Annotated in this window: 22 protein-coding genes; 16 read left to right on the top strand and 6 right to left on the bottom strand. The window is 67.9% G+C overall.

Features of this window, described 5'->3' with window-relative positions; all coding sequences use genetic code 11:
- The first annotated feature begins 19 nt into the window (after nucleotides 1-19).
- Both ACI3KU_RS05945 and ACI3KU_RS05940 read left to right on the top strand, forming a co-directional pair.
- Complete coding sequence (locus ACI3KU_RS05945; RefSeq protein WP_404921374.1) at nucleotides 20-469, top strand: hypothetical protein; 450 nt, start codon at nucleotides 20-22, stop codon at nucleotides 467-469.
- Between the two features lie 112 nt (nucleotides 470-581).
- Nucleotides 582-1,385: a TerC family protein gene (locus ACI3KU_RS05940; RefSeq protein WP_404921373.1), complete on the top strand. Its 804-nt coding sequence runs from the start codon at nucleotides 582-584 to the stop codon at nucleotides 1,383-1,385.
- 53 nt (nucleotides 1,386-1,438) lie between these two features.
- Here the strand turns inward: ACI3KU_RS05940 and ACI3KU_RS05935 are convergent, their stop codons facing one another.
- Nucleotides 1,439-1,852 (bottom strand): ester cyclase, encoded by a 414-nt coding sequence (locus ACI3KU_RS05935; protein WP_404921372.1) that lies wholly within the window; start codon nucleotides 1,850-1,852, stop codon nucleotides 1,439-1,441.
- 9 nt (nucleotides 1,853-1,861) lie between these two features.
- On the bottom strand, nucleotides 1,862-3,061 hold the full coding sequence (locus tag ACI3KU_RS05930; RefSeq protein WP_404921371.1) for an FAD-dependent monooxygenase: 1,200 nt from the start codon (nucleotides 3,059-3,061) through the stop codon (nucleotides 1,862-1,864).
- A gap of 78 nt (nucleotides 3,062-3,139) precedes the next feature.
- Between ACI3KU_RS05930 and ACI3KU_RS05925 the strand changes: the two genes are divergently transcribed.
- The 6 genes from ACI3KU_RS05925 to ACI3KU_RS05900 all read left to right on the top strand — a co-directional run bounded on the left by ACI3KU_RS05925 (nucleotide 3,140) and on the right by ACI3KU_RS05900 (nucleotide 9,593).
- Nucleotides 3,140-3,622 carry a MarR family transcriptional regulator gene (locus ACI3KU_RS05925; protein WP_404921370.1) on the top strand — a complete coding sequence of 161 codons (483 nt, stop codon included), beginning with the start codon at nucleotides 3,140-3,142 and terminating at the stop codon, nucleotides 3,620-3,622.
- Between the two features lie 100 nt (nucleotides 3,623-3,722).
- Nucleotides 3,723-5,690: a sialidase family protein gene (locus tag ACI3KU_RS05920; RefSeq protein ID WP_404921369.1), complete on the top strand. Its 1,968-nt coding sequence runs from the start codon at nucleotides 3,723-3,725 to the stop codon at nucleotides 5,688-5,690.
- The gene (locus ACI3KU_RS05915) at nucleotides 5,690-6,703 is read left to right on the top strand and encodes a DUF4862 family protein (RefSeq protein WP_404921382.1); all 1,014 of its coding nucleotides are present in this window, start codon (nucleotides 5,690-5,692) and stop codon (nucleotides 6,701-6,703) included. Before ACI3KU_RS05920 ends, ACI3KU_RS05915 begins: the two co-directional genes overlap by 1 nt.
- Nucleotides 6,700-7,557 (top strand): fumarylacetoacetate hydrolase family protein, encoded by an 858-nt coding sequence (locus ACI3KU_RS05910; protein WP_404921368.1) that lies wholly within the window; start codon nucleotides 6,700-6,702, stop codon nucleotides 7,555-7,557. Before ACI3KU_RS05915 ends, ACI3KU_RS05910 begins: the two co-directional genes overlap by 4 nt.
- A gap of 3 nt (nucleotides 7,558-7,560) precedes the next feature.
- Entirely contained in the window at nucleotides 7,561-8,568 is a 1,008-nt protein-coding gene (locus ACI3KU_RS05905) for a Gfo/Idh/MocA family protein (RefSeq protein WP_404921367.1), read from the top strand.
- Entirely contained in the window at nucleotides 8,565-9,593 is a 1,029-nt protein-coding gene (locus tag ACI3KU_RS05900) for a Gfo/Idh/MocA family protein (RefSeq protein WP_404921366.1), read from the top strand. Before ACI3KU_RS05905 ends, ACI3KU_RS05900 begins: the two co-directional genes overlap by 4 nt.
- Nucleotides 9,594-9,661: 68 nt before the next feature.
- Here ACI3KU_RS05900 and ACI3KU_RS05895 read toward each other — a convergent pair whose 3' ends face one another.
- The 4 genes from ACI3KU_RS05895 to ACI3KU_RS05880 are packed head-to-tail and all read right to left on the bottom strand — an operon-like array spanning nucleotide 9,662 to nucleotide 13,423.
- The gene (locus ACI3KU_RS05895) at nucleotides 9,662-10,432 is read right to left on the bottom strand and encodes an SDR family NAD(P)-dependent oxidoreductase (RefSeq protein WP_404921365.1); all 771 of its coding nucleotides are present in this window, start codon (nucleotides 10,430-10,432) and stop codon (nucleotides 9,662-9,664) included.
- A 1-nt stretch (nucleotide 10,433) separates the two neighbouring features.
- Nucleotides 10,434-11,651, bottom strand: coding sequence for a pyridoxal-phosphate dependent enzyme (locus tag ACI3KU_RS05890; RefSeq protein WP_404921364.1), 1,218 nt, complete (start codon nucleotides 11,649-11,651; stop codon nucleotides 10,434-10,436).
- Nucleotides 11,652-11,660: 9 nt separating this feature from the next.
- Entirely contained in the window at nucleotides 11,661-12,440 is a 780-nt protein-coding gene (locus ACI3KU_RS05885) for an SDR family NAD(P)-dependent oxidoreductase (protein WP_404921363.1), read from the bottom strand.
- A complete protein-coding gene (locus ACI3KU_RS05880; protein ID WP_404921362.1) occupies nucleotides 12,437-13,423 on the bottom strand; it encodes a dihydrodipicolinate synthase family protein in 987 nt (328 codons plus the stop codon). Before ACI3KU_RS05880 ends, ACI3KU_RS05885 begins: the two co-directional genes overlap by 4 nt.
- A 208-nt stretch (nucleotides 13,424-13,631) precedes the next feature.
- Here ACI3KU_RS05880 and ACI3KU_RS05875 point away from each other — a divergent pair, with 208 nt between their 5' ends.
- The 8 genes from ACI3KU_RS05875 to ACI3KU_RS05840 all read left to right on the top strand — a co-directional run bounded on the left by ACI3KU_RS05875 (nucleotide 13,632) and on the right by ACI3KU_RS05840 (nucleotide 21,442).
- On the top strand, nucleotides 13,632-15,266 hold the full coding sequence (locus ACI3KU_RS05875; RefSeq protein ID WP_404921361.1) for an ABC transporter substrate-binding protein: 1,635 nt from the start codon (nucleotides 13,632-13,634) through the stop codon (nucleotides 15,264-15,266).
- A 108-nt stretch (nucleotides 15,267-15,374) separates the two neighbouring features.
- Nucleotides 15,375-16,337, top strand: a complete 963-nt coding sequence (locus ACI3KU_RS05870; protein WP_404921360.1) for an ABC transporter permease — start codon at nucleotides 15,375-15,377, stop codon at nucleotides 16,335-16,337.
- A 1-nt stretch (nucleotide 16,338) separates the two neighbouring features.
- Nucleotides 16,339-17,220, top strand: a complete 882-nt coding sequence (locus ACI3KU_RS05865) for an ABC transporter permease (RefSeq protein WP_404921359.1) — start codon at nucleotides 16,339-16,341, stop codon at nucleotides 17,218-17,220.
- Complete coding sequence (locus tag ACI3KU_RS05860) at nucleotides 17,217-18,074, top strand: ABC transporter ATP-binding protein (RefSeq protein ID WP_404921358.1); 858 nt, start codon at nucleotides 17,217-17,219, stop codon at nucleotides 18,072-18,074. The genes ACI3KU_RS05865 and ACI3KU_RS05860 overlap by 4 nt, the downstream gene beginning before the upstream one ends.
- Nucleotides 18,071-18,964 (top strand): ABC transporter ATP-binding protein, encoded by an 894-nt coding sequence (locus ACI3KU_RS05855; RefSeq protein WP_404921357.1) that lies wholly within the window; start codon nucleotides 18,071-18,073, stop codon nucleotides 18,962-18,964. The genes ACI3KU_RS05860 and ACI3KU_RS05855 overlap by 4 nt, the downstream gene beginning before the upstream one ends.
- On the top strand, nucleotides 18,961-19,884 hold the full coding sequence (locus ACI3KU_RS05850; protein ID WP_404921356.1) for a succinylglutamate desuccinylase/aspartoacylase family protein: 924 nt from the start codon (nucleotides 18,961-18,963) through the stop codon (nucleotides 19,882-19,884). Before ACI3KU_RS05855 ends, ACI3KU_RS05850 begins: the two co-directional genes overlap by 4 nt.
- 35 nt (nucleotides 19,885-19,919) lie before the next feature.
- Nucleotides 19,920-20,309: a RidA family protein gene (locus ACI3KU_RS05845; protein ID WP_404921355.1), complete on the top strand. Its 390-nt coding sequence runs from the start codon at nucleotides 19,920-19,922 to the stop codon at nucleotides 20,307-20,309.
- Nucleotides 20,306-21,442, top strand: a complete 1,137-nt coding sequence (locus ACI3KU_RS05840; RefSeq protein ID WP_404921354.1) for a serine hydrolase domain-containing protein — start codon at nucleotides 20,306-20,308, stop codon at nucleotides 21,440-21,442. Before ACI3KU_RS05845 ends, ACI3KU_RS05840 begins: the two co-directional genes overlap by 4 nt.
- Nucleotide 21,443 lies beyond the last annotated feature (1 nt).

Raw genomic sequence — 21,443 nt, 5'->3', positions numbered from 1 at the left:
CCACCCTAGAGTGATCGCCATGTCCTACAACCATCTGATGGCCGTGTTGCCCCACGCCAGCGTGAGCATGTTCACTCCCGCCGGCCCCGAGATCGAGGGCGTCTACGACGCGATCAGTTACCGCGCCGAGGGGCCATCGGTCACCCAGCATGGGCCGCACGTGCTCCTCGTCGATCCGACCCTGATGTCGCTGGACGAGCGCGTTTTGGGTCGTGTCGAGGGAGCGGTGGCCGTCGCGGTGTCCGGCGTCAGCGACACCTACATCATTCAGCGGTTCGGTTCAGCGCCGCGGCTCCGGGTGCAGAGTCAGGGGGAGCTGGTCGAGGACCAGGGACACCCGCTGGTCGCGGAGGCAGCGCTGGCGGGAGAGGAGTTCCCCGAGGACTCACACTTCGCGGTCTTCGCGGCGCTCACCGGCCTGTGGCTGAACGACCTCGACACGATGAAGTGGACGCCCATCCAGATCTGAGCGACGTACGTGGGTCGAATTCCCGGCAATCCGCCGGGAAGGCGCCGATGATCCGCCTCGAAGCAACCCGGCGGGTGCAGAATGCGCCGAAATCGTGCCCTACGCTCGGGCCATGGAGTTCGACTTACCCCTGTCCCCAGATCTCATCGCCGTCTTCCTGGCCCTGTTTCTGCTGGAGGTGGTGCTCGGTGTCGACAATGTGATCTTCATCTCCATCCTCGCGGGCAAGCTGCCGCAGCATCAGCAGGCGCGGGCCCGCAAACTCGGCCTGACGCTCGCCATGCTGATGCGCATCGTGCTCATCTTCTTCGCGGGCTGGATCATCACCCTCACGACTGACCTGTTCCACATCGGGACGCTCGGATTCTCGGTGAAGGATCTGATCCTCATCGCCGGCGGTCTCTTCCTGCTGTTCAAGGCCGTGCAGGAGATCCACCACAAGCTGGAGGGCGATGACACCGAGGTCCAGGGACCCGGCGTCGTCGCGACCACCTTCGGTGCCGTCATCGTGCAGATCCTGGCCCTCGACCTGGTGTTCTCACTCGACTCGGTGATCACGGCGGTCGGCATGACCGCGAACATGATCGTCATCATCGCGGCCGTGCTCATCTCGTTCAGCATCATGCTGTTCGCGTCCGGCGCCATCTTCGCGTTCGTGAATCGTCACCCCACTGTGAAGATGCTGGCGCTGTCGTTCCTGCTGCTGATCGCCGTCTTCCTGATCGCCGAGGGCTTCGGCATCAAGATCGACAAGGCGCTCATCTACGGTCCGATGGCCTTCGCGATCCTCGTGGAGACGCTGAACCTCGCCGCACGAGCGCGCGCCGACAAGCGTCGTGCGTCACGTGCCGCGGACGCGCCGGCGACCAGCGACCGATCGAGCCTTGAGGCCGAGTCTGACGGCGCACTGTCCTGACCCACTCTCCGAGCGGAAGTCCCGAACCGGTGCTTCCGCTCGGAACCGGACGGCTACGCGAGCTGCGCCGCGAGGCCTGCCGCATCCTGCTGGATCCAATACTCCACGATGCGCCCATCCGCCACGCGATACACGGCACTTCCGACGGTCTCGATCGGCCTGCCGGTGGGCGGGTGCCCGTCGATCTCGCCGACGTGGTGGCCGTGCTGCGTCCATCGCGCGTACGCTTTGTCTCCGTCGACGAGGAGCTCATCCACCACGAACGCGAAGTCGCCGAACATCTCGATCATCTCCTCGACATGCTCGGCGTAGTTCGCGGGTGAGCGCTCGAGGACCTCGCGTGCACCGGCCCTGACCTGATGGGCGAGCACAACGGGGGCGAGAAGATCCCAAGCGGCTTCCGGCGAGCGACCACTGCGCACCTGATCCAGAAAGGCGCGAACGGTTTCTTCGGTGCTGCGGGTCATGCCTTCAGGCTAGCGATGTGAGTGCCGCGCGGGCTCGTCGGCAACCACATAGTTGTACAGGTCGTTGTTGCGAGTGTCGGTCATCGCGCCGCGGAGGAAGAGCGGCAGCATTGCATCGCGCAGCGCGCGGGTCAGGCGAGAACGCGGAACCCGCTTGTTGCGATTGATCGATGCCGCGTAGGCCACGACCTTCTCCGCGCGCGGCTGGCGGCGCTGCTGGTAGCGGGCGAACGCTTCCTCGAACGATCCGGAACGCAGGCACTGCGCGAGAGTTGCCGCGTCCTCGAGAGCCAGCGACGCACCCTGCCCGGCGCTGGGGGAGGTAGCGTGCACGGCGTCGCCCAGGGCGACCACCCGGCCACGGTGCCAGGACGCGACATGGGTGAGTTCGTAGACCCCGTACGCGCCGACCGTGCCGACGACTGCGTCGAGGATCTGCGGCACGGGATACGGGTCATTCCGGTGCGCTTCGCGCAACTCCGCGAGGAGTTCGTCACGCGGCCAGGTACGGAGGGCTTCGCGATCGACCTCGTCGTGCGTGGGGTTCGCGAACCAGTACACCGTGCTGTCCTCGCGCACGAGGTAGCCGAAGAACCCGCGCTCACCGAACACCATCGTCTGGGTATCCGGCGTCGGCTCCAGGCCCTCAACACGTGCGAACCCACCCACGCTCAGCAGGCCCGCATAACGGGGCTCCGGTGCCTGCGGATCGATCCAGCGCCGGGTGACGGAGCCGACGCCATCGCACCCGATGAGGACGTCGCCGACGGCTGACGTGCCGTCAGAGAAGTGTGCCGTCACCGAGGTCGGGCTCTCCTCGATGCGCTCGAGTCGCGCGCCCCATCGGTTCGGAACCTGCGCGGCATCGACCGCCTCGCGCAGCACCAGGTTCAGCCACTCACGCCGCACCACCGCGCTTCCGCGCTCCGGCTCGCCCGCGGGACCGTTCGGCACGGTGGCCAAGAGCTGTCCCTTCGCGCCGCACATCTGCATGTACGGGCAGTGGTGAGCGTCGCTCAGCAGACGCTCACGAACCCCGAGCGTCTCGAGCACCGCGAGCCCGTTGGTCGCGACGTTGAGGAACAGGCCACCGAACGCGTCGGGTTCCGGTCGCGACTCGAACACCTCGACGTCCCAGCCGTCGCGCTGGAGGAACAGTGCCGTGGCGGGTCCCGCCACGCCGCCGCCGATGATGAGTGCCCTCGGCATGATTGCCCCTTCGGTAGAGTGAAGTGAACTACAGAGAGTCTCGTTTCTAGAGTCTCTCTAATTTAGAGAGAATAGCAGATGATGGATGACGATGCTCGTCGTACCGATGCAATCGCACGCCAGACGGAGGCGATGCGCGACTTTCAGGCGCGATCGGTGATGTTTCAGGACGCCGTCGCGCGCTCTGTCGCCCTCAACAGCACGGATCTGCAGGCGGTCGGACTGCTTCTCAGTGAGGGTCCCGCGACGCCGGGGGAGCTGGCCGCGCGCACGGGTCTGACGGCGGGTGGGGCGGTCACAGCGATGATTGATCGACTGGAGCGCGCTGGGTACGTGACCCGTTCGCGCGACGAATCGGATCGTCGCCGGGTCATCGTCTCCGCCGATGCCCGCGCATTGATGCGGGACGTCGGGCCTGCGTATGCGCGAGTGTCGGGGTTGTGGGGCGCCTATCTCGAAACCCTCACGGTGGAGCAGGTGGAGTTCGCCGCCGAGCTTCTGCGTGCAGCGGCAGACGTGAATCGCCAGGCGGTGGAGGACCTTCGGACGCGGGGTGCTTGAGTTTCATTGAATGAAACCCGCAATTCTGCTTGACGGAACGCTCCCGGGTGAACACAATGGGCGGGACAGCATCGTCCACTCATGAGAATGAGGTCCCCGCATGTTCCCCTCTGTCTATTCCTCGCGCTGGCGTCCCCGCCTGCGGACGAGTGCAGCGCTCACCGCGCTGATCTGCATCGGCGCCGCACTTCTCGCGCCGGCACCGGCATCGGCGGTGGGAACCGCGCCGGAGTTGACCGTCGTCTCCAGTGGGATCGTGACGCCGCCGGGAACGACAGCGGTGTCGCCGGGCATCACCCGCGCACCCAACGGCGACCTGATCGTCGTCTACAACGACGCGGGGGACGGGCTGCCCGGCGCCAAGATCTGGTGGACTCGATCCTCGAATGACGGCGCGACGTGGTCGACGCCGTCGATCTTCAAGTCGCCGGTGATGACCAACGGGTCGATGAACGCGTCCCTCGGCGTCACGACCCTCTCGAACGGAACCATCCTGGTCCCGTTCTCCGAAGGGCGCATCTACACCAACTACACCGACCGAATCGGCGTCGCGTACGTAGGGAAGTCGACCAACAGCGGCGCGAGCTGGACCGGGCTCACCACGCCCATCACGCTGCCGACGCCGTTCTACTTCGTGGCGACCTACGGCCGCATCCTCGAACTGACAAACGGCGACCTGATCATGCCGATCTGGGGCGCCAGAACCGCGCCGACCCACCCGGGCGGAACGATCGATCCGACGGCGTGGGAGGCCGGGGTGCTCCGCTCCACCGACAGCGGCACGACGTGGGGGAGCTACTCCCGCATCGGGATCGACGAGATCAGCCCGTCCAACCTCATCAGTCAGTACGGAGTCTTCCCCTCCAACGTCACGGAGACCTCGGTCATTCAACTGCGCGATGGATCGCTCCTCGCCGTGATGCGCTCCGACACCACCCTGGGCAGCACCGCGGGCGCCTATTACCAGTCGCGATCCCTCGACAACGGAGTCACCTGGAGCGAGCCCGTCGCGGGACCCGTCCGCGGGCAGGGGCACGCCGTGATTCACGCACCCTGTTCTGCCGCTCTCGCCGCAGGCCAGTCGAAGATCATCCTCGCCGGTCAGGATCTCGACGCGACCGGCGGATCCTCGCTGACGGCACGCGTCTCGTTCGACAACGGAGTGACGTACGCCAACCCGACCACCTTCCAGCGCCCTGCCGGATACACCGTCGGAGGCCGTGACATCTATCCGGACTTCGTCGCGCTCCCAGGGAACAAGCTGTTCGCCGTGTTCATGCGGCTGCGTTCGGACGGGCCGCCGATGATCGCGTACAACGTCCTGCAGGACGCCTCGGGAACGGACTGCCAGACCCAGTACGCCACCGCCCAGGCCGCGGTCTCAGCCTCGCCGACGGTGTCGTTGTTGCGCGCCGATGTGGACCAGTTCGCGTGGCCCTATGCGCGGCGGGGGTATCGGATCGCGAGCACCTCCACACTGGTGAGCGCCGTTGCCGCCGCCGCGGGGCCGCTGATGTCCTGCGCCTCGGCGACCGGACTCCAGCTCTCCAAGAACGGCGTGGCACTCTCGCCGACATCGACGGTGGCGGCAGCGGGCATCGTGAACGGGGACGTGCTCACCGTCACGGGACCGGCGTCGACGGACAACGTCCGGGTGGGCTTCGCAGATGTGGACTCGCAACCCGCCACGGGTGACATCGCCCAATGGGATGACACCTGTGCCAGCAAGTTCGCGCTGGACTATCGCAGTCGAAGCCTGGCGGTTGCCGTCAGCCTGTCTCCGGGACAGCAGCTCACCTCCCTGAGCATCCGCGACAATGACGCGGCAACCCGCCTCGGCGCCGCCGACTACGCGATGTGGCGGAGCGTGGACGCGAAGACCTGGACGCCGGTCAGCGGCTGGAGCTTCTCCAGCACGGTCATCGGCGGGCGGACGGTGCAGACCTTCGCTGGACTGGCCATCACCGATCCCTACGTGAAGATCAGCCAATCGCAGACGGGCACCACCGGCTACAACGTGATCATCAACGACTCGCGGGCCGACGTCACGGTCACGACCACGCCGTGATGGACAGCGCAACGACACCATCCGGCGGTCTTCGCTCGATGCCGTTGACTCTCGGGGCGTACGCGGCACAGCCGGCGCTCTCAGCTGACGACGTGACCGAGCGGCGCTGGTATCAGGCGCTCGCGGAGATTCCCGGCGCCGGCGGAATCGAGACCTTCTATCGCGGAACGGTCCATGAGCGTGGTCCCGAACACCTCGCCGGCTGTCTCCCGGATCAGTGGCACGTCGTGATCACGGCGCTGCCGCAGGCCGTCGCGAAGATCACGACGACCCCGCACTACGGCCTGGCCTCCCGCGATGCGGACGGGAGACGCGAGGCGGTGGCGGATGTTCGCCATCTCCTGTCTGAGGCGACGCGGATCGACCGTTTCCTGGGGTGCCGGGCGGTGAGGGCGATCGAGTTGCACTCCTCGCCCCGCCGCACCGGAGCGGTTGCCGCCGACGCGCGCTCGCTCGCCCTGTCGCTGCGTGAACTCGCTGCGGAAGCAGGCGAGATCCCCCTGGTGATCGAGCACTGCGACGCCCTCGTCGCGGGACAACGCCCCGCCAAGGGTTTCCTCTCTCTCGAGGAGGAGTGTGAAGCGGTCGCCGTCGCTCGCGAGCACGGCGCGGTCATCGGCCAATCGGTGAACTGGGGACGCTCGGCACTGGAGGGGCGATCCGCGCTCACCGCGATCGAGCACATCCGAACCCTGGTGGCCGCTGGCACGCTCGCCGGCGTGATGTTCTCCGGCGCGCCACACGTGCGTGGCCCGCTCGGTGACGCCTGGGAGGACGTGCACAACCCGCTCCGTCAGGATGACGCCTCGTCGCTGCTCGATGAGGAACAGGTGCACGCCGCGATCACCGCGATTGGCGGCGGAGAAGGCCTGCTGTTTCTGGGCGCGAAGGTGCAGGATCCCCGGATGTCGTCGGACGTCGCGGGCAGGCTCGCGCCGCTGTCACGCCTGGTGGCCGCGATCAACACCGGCATAGCGCCGACGAACACGGATTCGGAAAGGAGAAGTCGATGAAGCTCATGCGGATCGGTGACCCGGGGCGCGAACGCCCCGTGGTCCTGGTGGCGGACGATCTGGTCGTGGAGGTCTCGGACCTGACCCCCGACTACGACAGTGCGTTCTTCGCGGGATTCGACCGCGAACGCTGGGAGCAGGAGGTCGAGGCACGCCGGTCGCGAGGGCTCGTGCGTCAGTTCGGGAACGAGCGGATCGGGGCACCGATCGCACGTCCCCACCAGATCCTGTGCATCGGGCTCAACTATCGCCGCCACGCGGAGGAGACGGGCGCCGCGATCCCGCCGGAGCCGATCCTGTTCACGAAGGCGCCCAACACCATCGTGGGTCCGTACGACGATGTCCGCATCCCGCGCGGGGGAGACAAGACCGACTGGGAAGTGGAGCTGGGGATCGTGATCGGTCGTCGGTGCGCCTACCTCGACGATGATGAGGCGGCCCGTTCGGCCATCGCGGGCTACGTCATCTCCAACGACGTGAGCGAGCGGTCATTCCAGCTGGAACGCGGCGGCCAGTGGACTAAGGGGAAGTCGGCGGAGACCTTCAACCCCTGCGGCCCCTGGCTCACGACGCCGGACGAGGTGGGCGACGTGAACAGACTGGACCTGTGGTTGAACGTGAACGGTGACCGCAAGCAGACGGGGTCCACCGCGGATCTCATCTTCGACCCGGTCTTCCTGGTGCGCTACCTCAGCCAGTTTCTCGTGCTGGAGCCCGGAGACCTCATCAACACCGGTACTCCACACGGGGTGGGCATGGGCTTCACGCCGCCGCAGTGGCTGCGCGACGGTGACGTGATGGAACTCGGAATCAGCGGCCTGGGCAGCCAGCGCCAACGCGTGATCGGAGCATGAGCGATGACGGAACACACCCCGGCCGTCGGCGTGGCGATCCTCGGCAGCGGCGCGATCGCGCGGGAGCACGTGCGCGCGTTTCGTCGCGCTGGCGTCCGCCTCACCTGGGCGTATGCCGGCAGCGCCGATCGCGCGGCCGACCTCGCAGCCGCGAGTGCGGGCATGCGCGCGACGACGGCGCTGAGTGACGTGTGGGAGGACCCCGCAACCACGGCTGTCGTGGTGTGCGGCCGCACCGAGACGCATCTGGAACGCACGCTCGCGGCGCTGGACGCCGGCAAACACGTCCTGGTGGAGAAGCCGCCGACCCGCACGGTGGCGGACTTCGATCGGATGACCGATCGAGCCGCCCAGAGCGGGCGACACCTCATGGTGGGACAGACCGTCCGATTCCAACCGGCGGTGGCCGCGCTGGCGGCGCGAGCGGAGGCGGGTGCGATCGGCACCCCGCGTGTGCTGCACCTCTCCTGTTACATCGGCCATGTCTGGCCGGGAGCCTGGCGAAGTTGGCAGCTCGATCCCCGCCAGTCCGGCGGGCATATCGCGCACAACGGGATGCATCCCCTCGATCTGGCCGTCTGGCTGCTGCGGGGGACGCCGGTGCGGGTGTTCGCCCGCGGATGGTGTACCCATGCCGCGCAGATGCCGACGCCAGACAGCTTCCACCTCACAGTGGAGTTCGACAACGGAGCGCTCGCGCTCATCGAAGTGTCGTATGCCCTGGCCCGTCACGGGGAATCGCTGCGCAGAACCGTGCTGATCGGCACGGAGGGAACGCTGACCCACCACACCCGCGACGATGATGTCCCGAGCGGAAGTGCACCCGTCGAGCGGGCCTCGGTCGCGCATGCGCTCACGGCGGAAGCCCATCATGCCGCGGAGATGTTCGCCGATCGAGTGACGCCGATCGTCTCACTCGCCCAATCGCGCGCCGCGCTGGCCACGGCGCTGGCAGGTCAGCGTTCGCTCGATCTCGGTCGTCCGGTGGAGCTCACGGAGGTGGAAGCATGATGTCAGAGCCTGTTGACGTGGTGATCCTGGGTGCGGTGCGCCACGCCCGCACGTATGCCGCCCACATCGCGACCCGCGCCGACCTGCGCGTGGTGGCCCTCGCCGAGGAGGTCTGCGCCTCCGAGGCGATGCGCGAGACGGCGCGTCGCCTCGCCGACGACCTCCGGGTGCCGCTCCACGACGCTTCGCGTCTGGAGGGTGCCGCACTGGCGCTCATCTGCTCGGAGCCCACGCGCCACGCGCGACTGGTGGCTCTCGCCCTCGCACAGGGGATCAACGTGCTGTGCGACAAGCCGCTCGCCACGAGCGCTGACGACCTCGCGGTGATCGAGGATGCGGCGCAGGAAGCGGACGTATGGTGCGCCGTGGTCACGCGCGCGCTGGCTCCCGCGGTGCAGGCGGCGCGCGCCATCGTCGAATCGGGCAGGATCGGTCTCCCACGCAGCGTCGACGTGGAGTTCCTGTCCGACGACGCGTACCTCCGGGAGAATCCGGACGAGATCTCACTCATCCTGGACGCCAGTCTGTCCGGCGGTGGTGAACTGATGAACTTCCTCGGCTACCCGATCGATGTGGTGCGCGTGATCACCGGGTGTGAGCCCGTCGATGTGTACGCGCGAGCCGGTGCGCTGACGTTGCCCGCGCATGTCGCGGCGGGCGTCGAGGACATCGGGACGGCCTCCCTCGCGTTCAGCAACGGCCTGATGGTCTCGGTTCTCGCGGGGCGCGTACCCGTTGTGCCGCAGCCGGGAAACGGCACCTTTACGATCCGCATCATCGGCTCCCACGGACACCTGGAGTTCGATGCCGACGGGCCGCTCATCCGCGAGTTCGGCAGGGGTGGCGAGCGTATCGTCCGCCTCGATCGATCGGCCGTCGACGCCGTCTTCGATGATGTCGTGCGGGTGGTGCGTTCCGGCGGTCGCCTGCGCTACGACCATCGGGATGCCGCCGTGGCCGTCCGCACCATCGAGGCGGCGTATCGGTCGGTGTCCAGCGGTCGGGTGGAGTCTGTCGCCCTCTGACACCGTCGCCCGCTGACCCCGTCACACGCAGTCGGCCCCCGCCGCAGCGGGGGCCGACTGCTGTTCGGCTAGAGAGTGCGACCGCCGTCCACGGGGAGATTGACGCCCGTGACGTAAGCGGAGGCGTCCGAGGCCAGGAACACCAGCGGGCCCTTGATGTCCTCGGGGCCCGCGGGGCGGCGCAGCGGAGTTCGACGCGAGTACGCATCGACGAACGCGGCATCCATCGTCTCGGACAGCAGCCCGCCCGCGCTGATCGCGTTCACACGCACGCCGGATGGGCCGTAGTACGCGGCCAGATAGCGAGTCAGGCCCAGCATTCCAGCCTTGTCGAAAGCGTAGAACGGCGGGGTGGGGGAGATGGCGGTCTCCTCGAAGAGCGAGAAGTCGGGCGCGATCATCGCGTAGATCGACGCGATGTTGATGATCGAGCCGCGTCCGGCCGCAGCCATCCGCTCGGCGACGAGCGTCGTGAGCCAGTACAGGCCGGTGGAGTTCACGGCGCTCGTCGCCGCCCAGTCCTGATACGTCGTCTCGCCCGGAACACCGCCGCGTCGCAGGACCGCATTGTTGACGAGGACATCGATCCGTCCGAGCCGCTCCATCACCTCGTCCACGAACCCGGTGATCGACGTCTCGTCCGCCTGATCGACGGCGAGGGCGATGGCTGAGAATCCGGCGGCGACGAGCTCGGCGGCGAACGCCTCGCACATCTCCAGCTGGCGAGAGGCCACCACGACCGTGGCGCCGGCGCCGGCGAGGGCGTAGGAGATGTGTCGCCCGTACTGCCCGGCGGCTCCGGTGACGATGGCGACCCGGCCGTCCAACTCCGCGGACATCTCAGTTCCCTTCTTCGCGCGCGGTGGTGAGCACCGCATCCAGTTCGTCGATGGTGATCCGCCTCGGCTCAGGAGAGGAGGCGGCGAGCCGGCCGAGGGCATCGGCGTCCTTGTACCCGGCGCCGGTCGCCACCACGATGACCCGATCCTCCGGGTGGAGCACTCCGGCGGCGATGTCGGCCAGGGCACCGGCATATGCGGTCGCCCCGGCAGGCTCGACCAGGATCCCCTCGTCGGCAAGGAGCTGCTGTGCGGCGGCGGCATCGGCATCGGTGATCTCGACCAGATGTCCTCCGGAGGACCGGATCGCCTGCCACGCGCCGGGTCCGTCGAAGAGGACGGCTACCTGCAGTCCCGAGATCGACGTGCTGGTCTCCTCACTGATCCCGCGGAAATCGCCATCGGCCGAAGCGCGCAGGGTGGCGCACCCCGCGGGCTGGACTGCCACGACGCGGGGGACTCGATGACCGGATGCGGCGAGGCGGGCGAATCCGCGCCCCACGGCGGAGAGCAGACCGCCGCCGCCGACCGGCACGTAGACATGGGTGGCGTCGGGGGCCTGTTCCCAGAGCTCGTAGGCGATGGTGGTGGCACCGTCCATGGCTTCGGGGGCGTAGCGACCGCCCGTGAGCACGGGCGCATACCCCTGCGCCGCAGCCACGCTGGCGATTCGTTCGGCGGCCGCCGACGTGGTCGCGGCATCATGCCCGATCCCACTCAGCATGTACGCTCTGCCTCCCAGAGCGCGGATCTGCAGCAGCTTCTGAGCCACCACATCGGAGAGCGTGAACAGCAGCGCGGAGAAGCCACCTCGGCGCGCGTAGGCCGCAGCGCTCGCGCCGCCGTTGCCGGAGGAGGTGCCCACGAAGCCGCCGAGTCCGCGCTGCACGACGAGCGTCGCCGCGATCGCGAGGATGCGGTCTTTGAACGATCCGGTGGGGTTGAGATGCTCGCACTTCACAGCGATCGGGACGACGTCGTCCCGGGCGGCGAGGGGGACCAGCGGGGTGTTCCCCTCGCCGAGGCTTACCCGCGGTCCGTCTGGATCGATCGGGAGGACGCTCGACCAGCGCCAGATGCCGGACTGCGTGTCGATCGAAGCGGGAGGGGAACTGTAGGTCGTCGTGTACTCGCCGCCGCAGACCGGGCAACGGAAGGCCGAGGTCCCGATGCGCTCGGTGGTGCAGTCTCGGCACACGACGCGGTGGTGCGCGCTCACTCGTTCTCCTTAGTATGCGAGCCAGCCGCCGTCGACGCCGACGACGGTACCGGTGAGGAAGCCGGCATCCTCAGAAGCCAGGAACAGGGCGGTCGCGGCGACATCCTCGGGGGTGCCGCGCCGACCGAGCGGAGTCGCTCGAATCCAGGGCGTGGTGGGGCCCCCGCCCTCCGAAGTGCTCTGCTCGGGGAGCGGTTTGGTCGCGATGTCTCCGGGAGCGATGGTGACCGCACGGATGCCGTGCGGGGACAGCTCGATCGCGATGGACTGGGTCAGAGCATGGAGGCCGGCCTTGGTCGCGCCGTAGACGCTGGCGTTCAGCTGCGCTGCACTCGCGGCGACTGACCCGATGTTCAGGATCACTCCGCCCCGTCCGCTGGCGGCCATCACGCGTCCGGCCTCGCGCACCAGCCGAAATGCGCTGGTGAGGTTGACGGCGATGGTCTCGTCGATGCCATGGTCGGTGAGCTCCAGCAGACCTTCGCCGGAACCTGGCCCCGTGATCGCCGCGTTGTTGACCAGCACGTCCACGGTGTCGAACTCCGCGATGGCGGCGCTCACAAGAGCGGCGGCCGCGAGCGGATCGGCGAGATCCTGCGCGACGACGACGATGCGACCGGGGCCGGCATCGGAGAGCGCGGCTCGGGCCGCTGCCGCGTCCGCCTCGGAGCGCTGGCAGACCACGACGGCGTCGCCGGCACCCGCGAACGCGCGCGTGATCGCCGCGCCGATTCCGGTACCGCCGCCGGTCACGATGACGACGCGAGGCGTGTGCTCGGCCGCCGTCATGCCGACACGGAATCGAGCGCGGGGAGAGCTTCGCTCAGCTCGGCACCCAGGTCGAGGAACCGACGGACGTGATCGTGGACGAGCGGCGCGCAGTCCGTGAAGGGCGCGCTGACGGTCGCGTGCTCGATGATCCCGCCCTGCACGAGTGCGTCCTTCACGATGGCGAAGAAGCCCGCGGAGAACGACGCACCGGCAACATCGGCGAAGTAGATGTCGTGCAGGCGGTTGATGCTCTGCTGCACGCGGCGCACGTCCTCCCATCGCCCCTCACGAGCCAGCGCGATCAGTCGGAGGTGGAACTGGGGGAAGACGTTCGCCAAGCCGGGGATCGCGCCGTCGCCGCCGGCCAGCAGTACAGCGTCGATCGAGGTCTCCATACCGGTGTACAGGACGAGGTTGGGGCGCTCAGCGGTCAGGGCCGTGTAGTCCTGGACGAGACCGATCTGACCCGAGGAGTCCTTGATGCCGACGATGCGTCCCTCGTCTGCGAGCCGTCCGAGCAGAGCGGCGCCGAGGGTCACGTGCGTGCGGCCGGGCACCTCGTAGGCGACGACCGGCACGTCCGTCGCATCACAGACGGTGGCGAAGTAGGTGTGCAGCTCGGCCGGGGAGAAGCCGAAGCCCACCGGTGCGGGCACGAGGAGAGTGTCCGGACGCAGCTCGCTGAGAGCCTGCACCTGCGCCACCGCGTCCGCCGGACCCATGGCTGTGATGCCCGCCATGACGTGGAACGGCGTCTCAGGGTCGCGCGCCTCCAGTGCCGCCTCGAGAACAGCACGTTTCGTCTCCAGAGGCAGGAGTGCGTTCTCTCCCGACGAGCCCAGGACCAGCGCACCGTCCAGGCTCTGCTGCTGGAAGTGGCGGACCAGCGAGGCGGTTGACGCCGCATCTGCGCCCCCATCCGGTGCCAGCGGCGTGACCATCGGCGGCATGATCGCGGACCGGGGAAGAGGGGCTGATGCGGTCTGTGCGGGTGCGGACATCGTCGGTGCTCCGTTCGGCAGGCGTTTCATCTGTAGAAACACAGAATTGCATCGTGTGGGACGCGTGTCAAAGGTCCGACTGAATTCGAACACTTGCGTACCGCGTCGATGTTCCCTAGATTTGCCGTAATCAGAACAGCAGGTTTCATTAGTCGAAACTTTTTCTGTGGAGTTTTACCCGTCGTGCCACTCACACAAAGGAGGATCCGTGTCGCATCTGAGCCGCGGTGCCCGAGCAGCATCCGTCATCATTCTCGCCGTGCTCGCGCTTGCGGGCTGCACCGCCACCCCGGCAACAGACGCGGGGACGACGCAACCCACCGCCGCCGTCGGCGGCGACGCCCACGTGGCGCTGTACCAGCAACCCGCGGGATTCAACACGTTCAAGCCGGGCATCGGCGGCGACCAGCTCATCGAATCGCTGCACTTCGACACCTTGATCGGCTGGAACCTGGAGAAGTCCGACTACGAAGGCCGGCTCGCCGAGTCCTGGGAGATGTCCCCGGACGGCACCACCTTGACCTTCGACCTCATCCCCGGGCTGAGCTGGAGCGACGGGGAGCCGTTCACGGCCGACGACGTCGTGTTCACCTACAACCTGCACGCCAACCCGGCCACCGCGTCCTCGACGGCGGGATTCCTCTCCAATGTCGTCGGCATCGACGAGGTGAAGGCGGGAACCGCGGACACCCTGTCCGGAGTGGTCGCAGAGGACGAGGACACCGTCTCGTTCACGCTGAAGGAGCCGGATGCCACCTTCATCGGCAACTTCATCCCCGGCGCATTCAATTTCGGATGGATCCTGCCCCAGCACGCGCTGGAGGGGATGGACCCGGCGGGCTTCGCTGAGAACCCCTGGTTCCGGGAGCCGACCGCGGGCATGGGGCCCTACGTCTTCTCGAAGTGGGTCTCGGACTCCCAGCTGGAGTTCGTGAAGAACCCGCACTTCCGCACCGCCCTCAAGCTCGACCGGGTCTTCGCCTCCGTACTCACCAGCGACGTGGCCGCTGCCCAGCTGCAGACCGGCGAACTGGACCTCACCAACGTCCCCGCCGTCGACGTCGAGACGGTGCGCGGCATTCCGGGCGTCACCGTGGACAGCATTGCCGGCGCCGGTGTCCTGGGCCTGCACACCGCGATGGCCACTCACCCGGAGCTTGCCAACCCGCTCGTGCGCCAGGCGATGATGTACGCCATCGATCGTCAGGCGATCATCGACGAGGTGTTCCACGGCGAAGGAACCGTGGTAAACGTGCTCGCGCATGGTCCGGAGTGGGCCGTGCCCAAGGACCTGGAAACCTACGCCTACAACCCGGAGAAGGCCAAGAAGCTGCTTGCCGAGGCGAAGTGGGACGCGAGCCAGGAGGTCACCCTGGAGATCGTGCCCGGACAGAAGGACCGCGACCTCACCCTCGACATCGTGGCGGCGCAGCTGCAGGAGGTCGGCATGAATGCCGTGGTGCGCCAGCTCGATGCGGCGGGTCAGTCGGCCGCGATCGCGGCCGGTGACTTCGACTTCCTGATCTCGGGCTACGGCAACTTCGTCACTGATCCGTCCTCGATGAACATCCGCCTCATGTGCGGGGTGGCGACCAACATCCAGGGGTACTGCAACCCGGAGCTGGACACGCTGCTCACCGAAGGCATGCGTGCCACGGACCAGACCGAGCGCGCAGCTATCTACGCGAAGGCTCAGAAGATCGTCAACACGGACGTCCCGGTCATCCTGCTCTCCTCGCCGAACGTCATCTACGGCTTCAGCGAGAAGCTGCAGGGCTACGAGCCGCGCCGACTGCTGACGGACATGTTCTACAGCGCGCCCGACTGGGCGCTGGCCGGATGATTCCCTGAACCGAGGACGACGGAGCGTTCCCGCTCCGTCGTCCTCGGTTGAAGACCGATTGAATTTCGCCGATGGCACACCGTCGCGAAGAAGGGACCAGCGCCTGACGTGCTCCGCTACATAACTATTCGCGTGACGACCGCGCTCCTGGTGCTGCTGGGCATCAGCATGCTGTTGTTCGCTCTGCTTCGCATCATGCCCGGAGACCCGGTGGAGATGATGGTCGATCCCGTCAACTTCGTCGGCGATCGAGATGCCGCCCTCGAAGCCATCAGACAGCGCCTCGGCTACGACCAGCCGCTGATCGTGCAGTACATCGCCTGGCTGCGGGAGGTGCTCACCGGCAACACCGGCTTCTCGCTGGCCACCGGACGTCCTGTCGCCACGCTCATGGGCGAGCGCCTGGCGGCCACGGCCCGCCTGGTGGGTGTGGCGCTGGTCGTCGCGGCCATCGTCGGCGTCGTGCTCGGCATGCTCGCGGCGGTGCGGAAGAACACGTGGGTGGACTACCTCATCACCGGCTTCAGCCTGTTCGCGATCTCGGTGCCACCGTTCTTCCTGGCCCTCATCGGCATCTTCATCTTCTCCCTCAACCTCCGGCTGCTGCCCACGTCCGGGATGCAGTCGCTCGGCGCGGAGGGCGGATTCGCCGACGCTCTCGTGCACCTCATCCTCCCGGGTGGGATTCTCGCGCTCGTGATGCTCGGGCCCTACGTCCGGTACGCGCGCGCCAGCATCCTGGACGCGCTGAACTCGGAGTACATCGTGACGGCCCGTGCCAAGGGCATCGGCTCCACACGGGTGCTTCTGCAGCACGCGCTGAAGAACGCATCGATCCCTCTGATCACCGTGGTCGCCCTGCAGATCCCCGTGCTGCTTGCCGGAACCGTGGTGATCGAGACGATGTTCGCCTGGCCGGGTATGGGCAAGCTCGCGATCGATTCGATCATGGCGCGCGATTACCCGGTGATCCTGGCGTTCGTGCTGTTCGTCGCGGTGCTCGTGCTGGTGTGCAACCTCATCGCCGACCTCCTGTACGCCCTCGTCGACCCACGGATTCGAGTGAAGTGACATGACCGTGACCACAGCTTCTCCCGTGTCGACCGCGCTTTCACCCGCGCGGCTCGCCATCCGTCGATTCTGCAAGCACCGCCTCGCCCTGATCGGGGCGATCGTGCTGGTCCTGCTGGTCCTGGTCGCCATCATCGGACCGGTCGTCTATCCGATCGATCCGAACGCCGTGGACGTCTTCGCCTCGCGCAAACCCCCGACGGGTGAGCACCCGCTGGGGACGGATTCTGCCGGGCGCGACGTGCTGGCCCGACTGCTCGCCGGCGGACGCGTCTCGCTGACGGTCGCCCTCGCGGCAACCATCGGAGCCGCCGCGATCGGAGCGCTGGCGGGAGCAATCGCGGGATACCTGCGCGGAGCGATAGACGCCGTGCTCTCGCGGATCGCCGACGTCGTGCTGTCCTTTCCCACGCTGATCGTGCTCACCGCCGTGGTCGCGTTCGTCGGTCCGAGCCTGCAGACCTTGGTGATCGCGCTGGCGCTGTTCGAATGGCCGCAGGCGTTCCGCATCGTGCGGGGTGCCACGCTCTCGCTGCGAGAGCAGGAGTACGTCCTGGCCGCTCGCGGCCTCGGCGGCTCCAGCGTCTGGGTGCTGGCACGCCACATCCTGCCCGCCGTCGTGGCGCCGCTCACCGTGGTGGCGACCCTGCTCATCGCTCAGGCCATCCTGCTGGAGGCGACGCTGTCCTTCCTCGGCCTCGGCGTTCAGCCCCCGACCGCGAGCTGGGGCAACATGCTCAACGAAGCCCAATCGCTCGCCATTCTGCAATCGATGCCCTGGCTCTGGCTGCCGCCGGGGATCCTCATCGCCGTCGCCGTACTGTCGGTGAACTTCGTCGGCGACGGACTGCGTGACGCCGCCGACCCCCGGAGGATGAAATGACCGCCGCCTCGTTGCTCCAGGTCTCCGACCTGTCAATCGATTTCCGGACCGACGCCGGAGTGGTGCCCGCTGTCAGCGGCGTCTCATTTGAGGTGGGCCGCGGGGAGTGTCTGGGTATCGTGGGCGAGTCGGGATCCGGCAAGAGCGTCTCGGTATCGAGCCTGCTGGGCCTGCTGCCGCGAGACACCGCGCTGCGGCGCAGCGGCACGGCGCTGTTCGACGGCGTGGATCTCTACACGCTGAGATCGCGCGAGCTCGATCGGATACGCGGCAACCGGATCGGGATGATCTTCCAGGATCCGATGAGCTCCTTCAACCCGGTGACGCGCATCGGCACGCAGGTAGCTGAGGTCATCCGCACGCACGATCATCGCGTCACGAAGCGGGCAGCACTCGCACGTGTCGCTGAGCTGTTCGACCAGGTCGGCATCCCGGATCCCGCGATGCGGGTGCGGCAGTATCCGCACGAGCTGTCGGGCGGTATGCGTCAACGCGCGATGATCGCCATGGCCATCGCCAATGATCCGGCGCTGATCATCGCGGACGAGCCGACCACGGCCCTCGACGTCACGGTGCAGGCGCAGGTGCTCGAGCTGCTGCGCGATCTGCAGCGCGAGCGCGACATCAGCATGATCCTCATCACCCATGACCTCGGCGTCATCGCCGAGATGGCCGATCGGGTGGTGGTGATGCGCGGTGGGTGCGTGGTGGAGGAAGCCGATGTGTTCACGCTGTTCGAGGACCCCGCCAGCGACTACACGCGGGAACTGCTGGAGTGCCGGCCCCGGATGAGCTCGACCGAGCGCAGGCTGCGGGGCGTGGGCGTCCCGCTCGCCGCTGAGGAGGAACGATGAGTGAGAGCACGACGATGAACACCGGCGCCGAGCCTCTGCTGCGCGTGACCTCGCTCACCAAGCGCTTCACGGTTCGCGATGCGGCGGGGCGCAAAGGCACGATCCGTGCCGTGGAGGACGTCTCGTTCACGGTGGAACCCGGCCGCACTGTCGCCGTCGTCGGAGAGTCCGGTTCAGGCAAGTCCACTCTCGCGCGCACGGTGAACCGGTTCTATCGACCGACCTCGGGGCGCATCGAGTTCCGCGGGCAGGACATCACCGATCACTCGGACAGGCGTCTGGCGCGCGAGGTGCGCCAGCACATGCAGTTCGTGTTCCAGGATCCGTACTCGGCGATCAACCCGCGGATGACGGCCAACGAGATCATCGGCGAGGGCCTGCGGATCCATCGCATCGGAGACGCGGCGTCGCGGCGGACACGGGTGGCCGAACTGCTGGACGTCGTGGGGCTCACCCCCGCACAGGGCGCCCGGTATCCCCACGAGTTCTCCGGCGGACAGCGCCAGCGCATCGGGATCGCGCGTGCGCTCGCTCTTCGTCCGGCGCTTCTCGTGTTGGATGAGCCGGTCTCCGCGCTGGACGTCTCGATCCAGGCGCAGATCGTCAATCTCCTGCAGGACATCCAGTCCGAATCGAACGTCGCCTACATCTTCATCTCCCACGACCTCTCGGTGGTGCGTCACATCGCCGACGAGGTGATCGTGATGCACCTCGGCGCGGTCGTGGAGAGCGGACCCGTGGAGCAGGTGTTCTCCCACCCCGAGCACGCCTACACGCAGTCGCTGCTATCGGCGGTTCCGATCGACGACCCGCGCGAGCGTGGAGCACGCGACCGCGCGGTCTACACGGCGGGGCGGACCGCGTTCGTTCACGATGAGGAGCCGGCATGATCGCCCGACACGAACCGATGCAGACCGCGGACGGCACGACGGTGGACGCGTTCCACCTGGACAGCGGCGCGCCGGGGCCCACCGTGGCTATCGTGGCGGGGATTCACGGCAACGAGGTCGCCGGCATCGTCGCGCTGTCGCAGCTCGTTCGGGAGGACCTCGATCTTCGCGCCGGGCGGGTGCGATTCGTCCCGATCGCCCATCCGGCCGCGCACGCCGCGAACCTACGCGTCAGCCCGCACGACGGTCTGAACCTCGCTCGCGTGTTCCCGGGGGACCCGGACGGGAAGCCCACGGAGCAGCTCGCCGCTCTGATCGCCGACCGCGTGATCGCGGGTTCTGACGTGCTCATCGACCTGCACACCTCCTCTCCCGACACCGATATGCCGTTCTTCGCCGGCTGCCTCGATGACGGATCACCCGAGTGCGCGCTCGCGGTGGCGCTGTGTGACGCCTTCGGGGCCGGCGTGGTGTGGACGCATCCGGAGGTCGGGGTGGGGCGTACCCTCACCACCGCGAAAGAGCACGGCATCTCGGCGCTCTACGTCGAGTCGCCCCAGGGCGGCGTGCTCCCGGCGCCGACGCTGAGCGCGTACCGCGACGGTGTGCTGCGCATGCTCGCCCACCTCGGCATGCTCGCCGACGTCCCGGCGGGCCGTGCCACAGCACTGCGACTGCACGGCAACGGCGACGTCGACCGAGCGATGGCCACCACGGCGAGCGGCTTCTTCGTCGCCGAGCGGAGCCTCCTCGACGAGGTCTCGGCCGGCGATGTCATCGGTCGAGTGATCGCTCATGACGGGTCCGAGGCGCTCGTCTGCGCGGCACCGGTCGACGGGGTCATCACGGTGCTGCGGCGTCAGGCGATCGTGGCGGCCGGTGACGTGATCTTCGAACTCGGCACGCGTCGTCCGGCGTGAGCGGGCCGCACAGGAACGAACGGAAGAAGGTACCCATGCAGATCCAGCGGATCGGCGACATCGCCTATCTCGACGCATGTGAGGAGCGGGCATTCACCCCTGCGGTGATCGCGGGCGGATTCGTGCACGTGTCGGGGCAGGCCTCTGTGGATCTCGCCACCGGGGCGATCATCTCCGGCACCTTCGAGGAGGAGATGCGTCGCTGCGTCTCCAACCTGGAGGAGATCCTCCTCGCTGCCGGCTCCTCGCTGCGCCACGTGGTGCGCATCGGAGCCTTCGTCACCGCGGAGGACCAGCTGCCCGAGTACAACCGCATCTACCGGGAGCTCTTCGCGCACCCACGACCCGCCCGGACCACGTGGGTGTCGCCGCTGGAGTCGGTGAAGGTCGAGCTGGATGCCGTCGCTGTGCTGGCTGCACCATGACCGATGCCGTCCGCGGGCGATGGGATCAGGCGTTCGATGGCGTCGTCGCGGCGTTCGCGCAGACGGTCACGGGTGCCGCCGGCGGGGCGGCGCTGACCGTCCGCGTGGGCGGGCACACGGCAGTGAGCGTACACGGCGGATGGGCCGATGCCGACCTCCGATGGGAGGCGGACACGCCGACGGTCGTGTTCTCCTGCACCAAGGGAATCGCGTCCGTCGTCGTGGCCATGCTCCTCGACCGGGGCTTGATTTCATCGCTCGATGAGCCGCTGGCCCGCTACTGGCCGGAGTTCGCACACGCGGGCAAGGGATCGGTGTCGATCGGGGACGCACTGGCACACCGTGCCGGCGTGCCCGGACCCGATCGCGACCTCACCCTCGCGGAGGTGCTCGACGGGCACACCCTTGCGGAGAACATCGCGGCCATGACGCCGCTGTGGGAGCCGGGGACCGCCCACACCTACCATCCACTCACGCACGGTGTGCTGACCGAACAACTGGTGCTTCGGACGGATGGGCGATCTCTCGGGCGGTTCATCGCGGAGGAGATCGCCGGTCCGCGCGGGCTTGACCTCTGGTTGGGTGCGGGAGCGGAGACCGCGGTGCGGCGGGCGCGGCCGATCCTGGGGGAGCCTGCGACCACCGACTTCGTGCCGTCGCCGGGTGTTGCCGAACGCGTCGAGCACTTCCTCACGTTCGGGGGCGCCTTTCCGCCGCGCCTCACCGGTCGAGACGTCGGTTTCGATGATCCCGCCGTCCTGGCCGCGGGACTCGGGGGAGCCGGTGCGCTGGCCACCGCCGACGGGCTCGCCGGGTTCTGGGCGGCGGTGGTGGATCCGTCCGAGCCGCTGGTGTCGGCCGGCGCGCTGCGTGCTCTTACGGCACTGCGTGGCGACGAGGAGCCGCGATTCGCATCGATACCCGCCCCGTACCATCGCTGGGGTGCCGGTGTGGCGCTGTCCTCGGAGCGTCAGCCGCTGACCTCCTCGGCCGCGTTCGGACATGCGGGCGCGGGGGGACAGGTCGCCTTCGCCGACCCGAGCCGGCATCTGGGTGTCGCCTACGTCACGAACCTCATGATCGACACGGCCCGCGGCGATGCCGTCGTGCGAGAGCTCAGCCGCGTTCTCTGAA

This window comes from Microbacterium sp. ZW T5_56, assembly GCF_044987425.1.
GTDB lineage: Bacteria > Actinomycetota > Actinomycetes > Actinomycetales > Microbacteriaceae > Microbacterium.
Note: the sequence above shows the minus strand (reverse complement) of the source record. Positions and strands in the feature narration are given on the sequence as shown.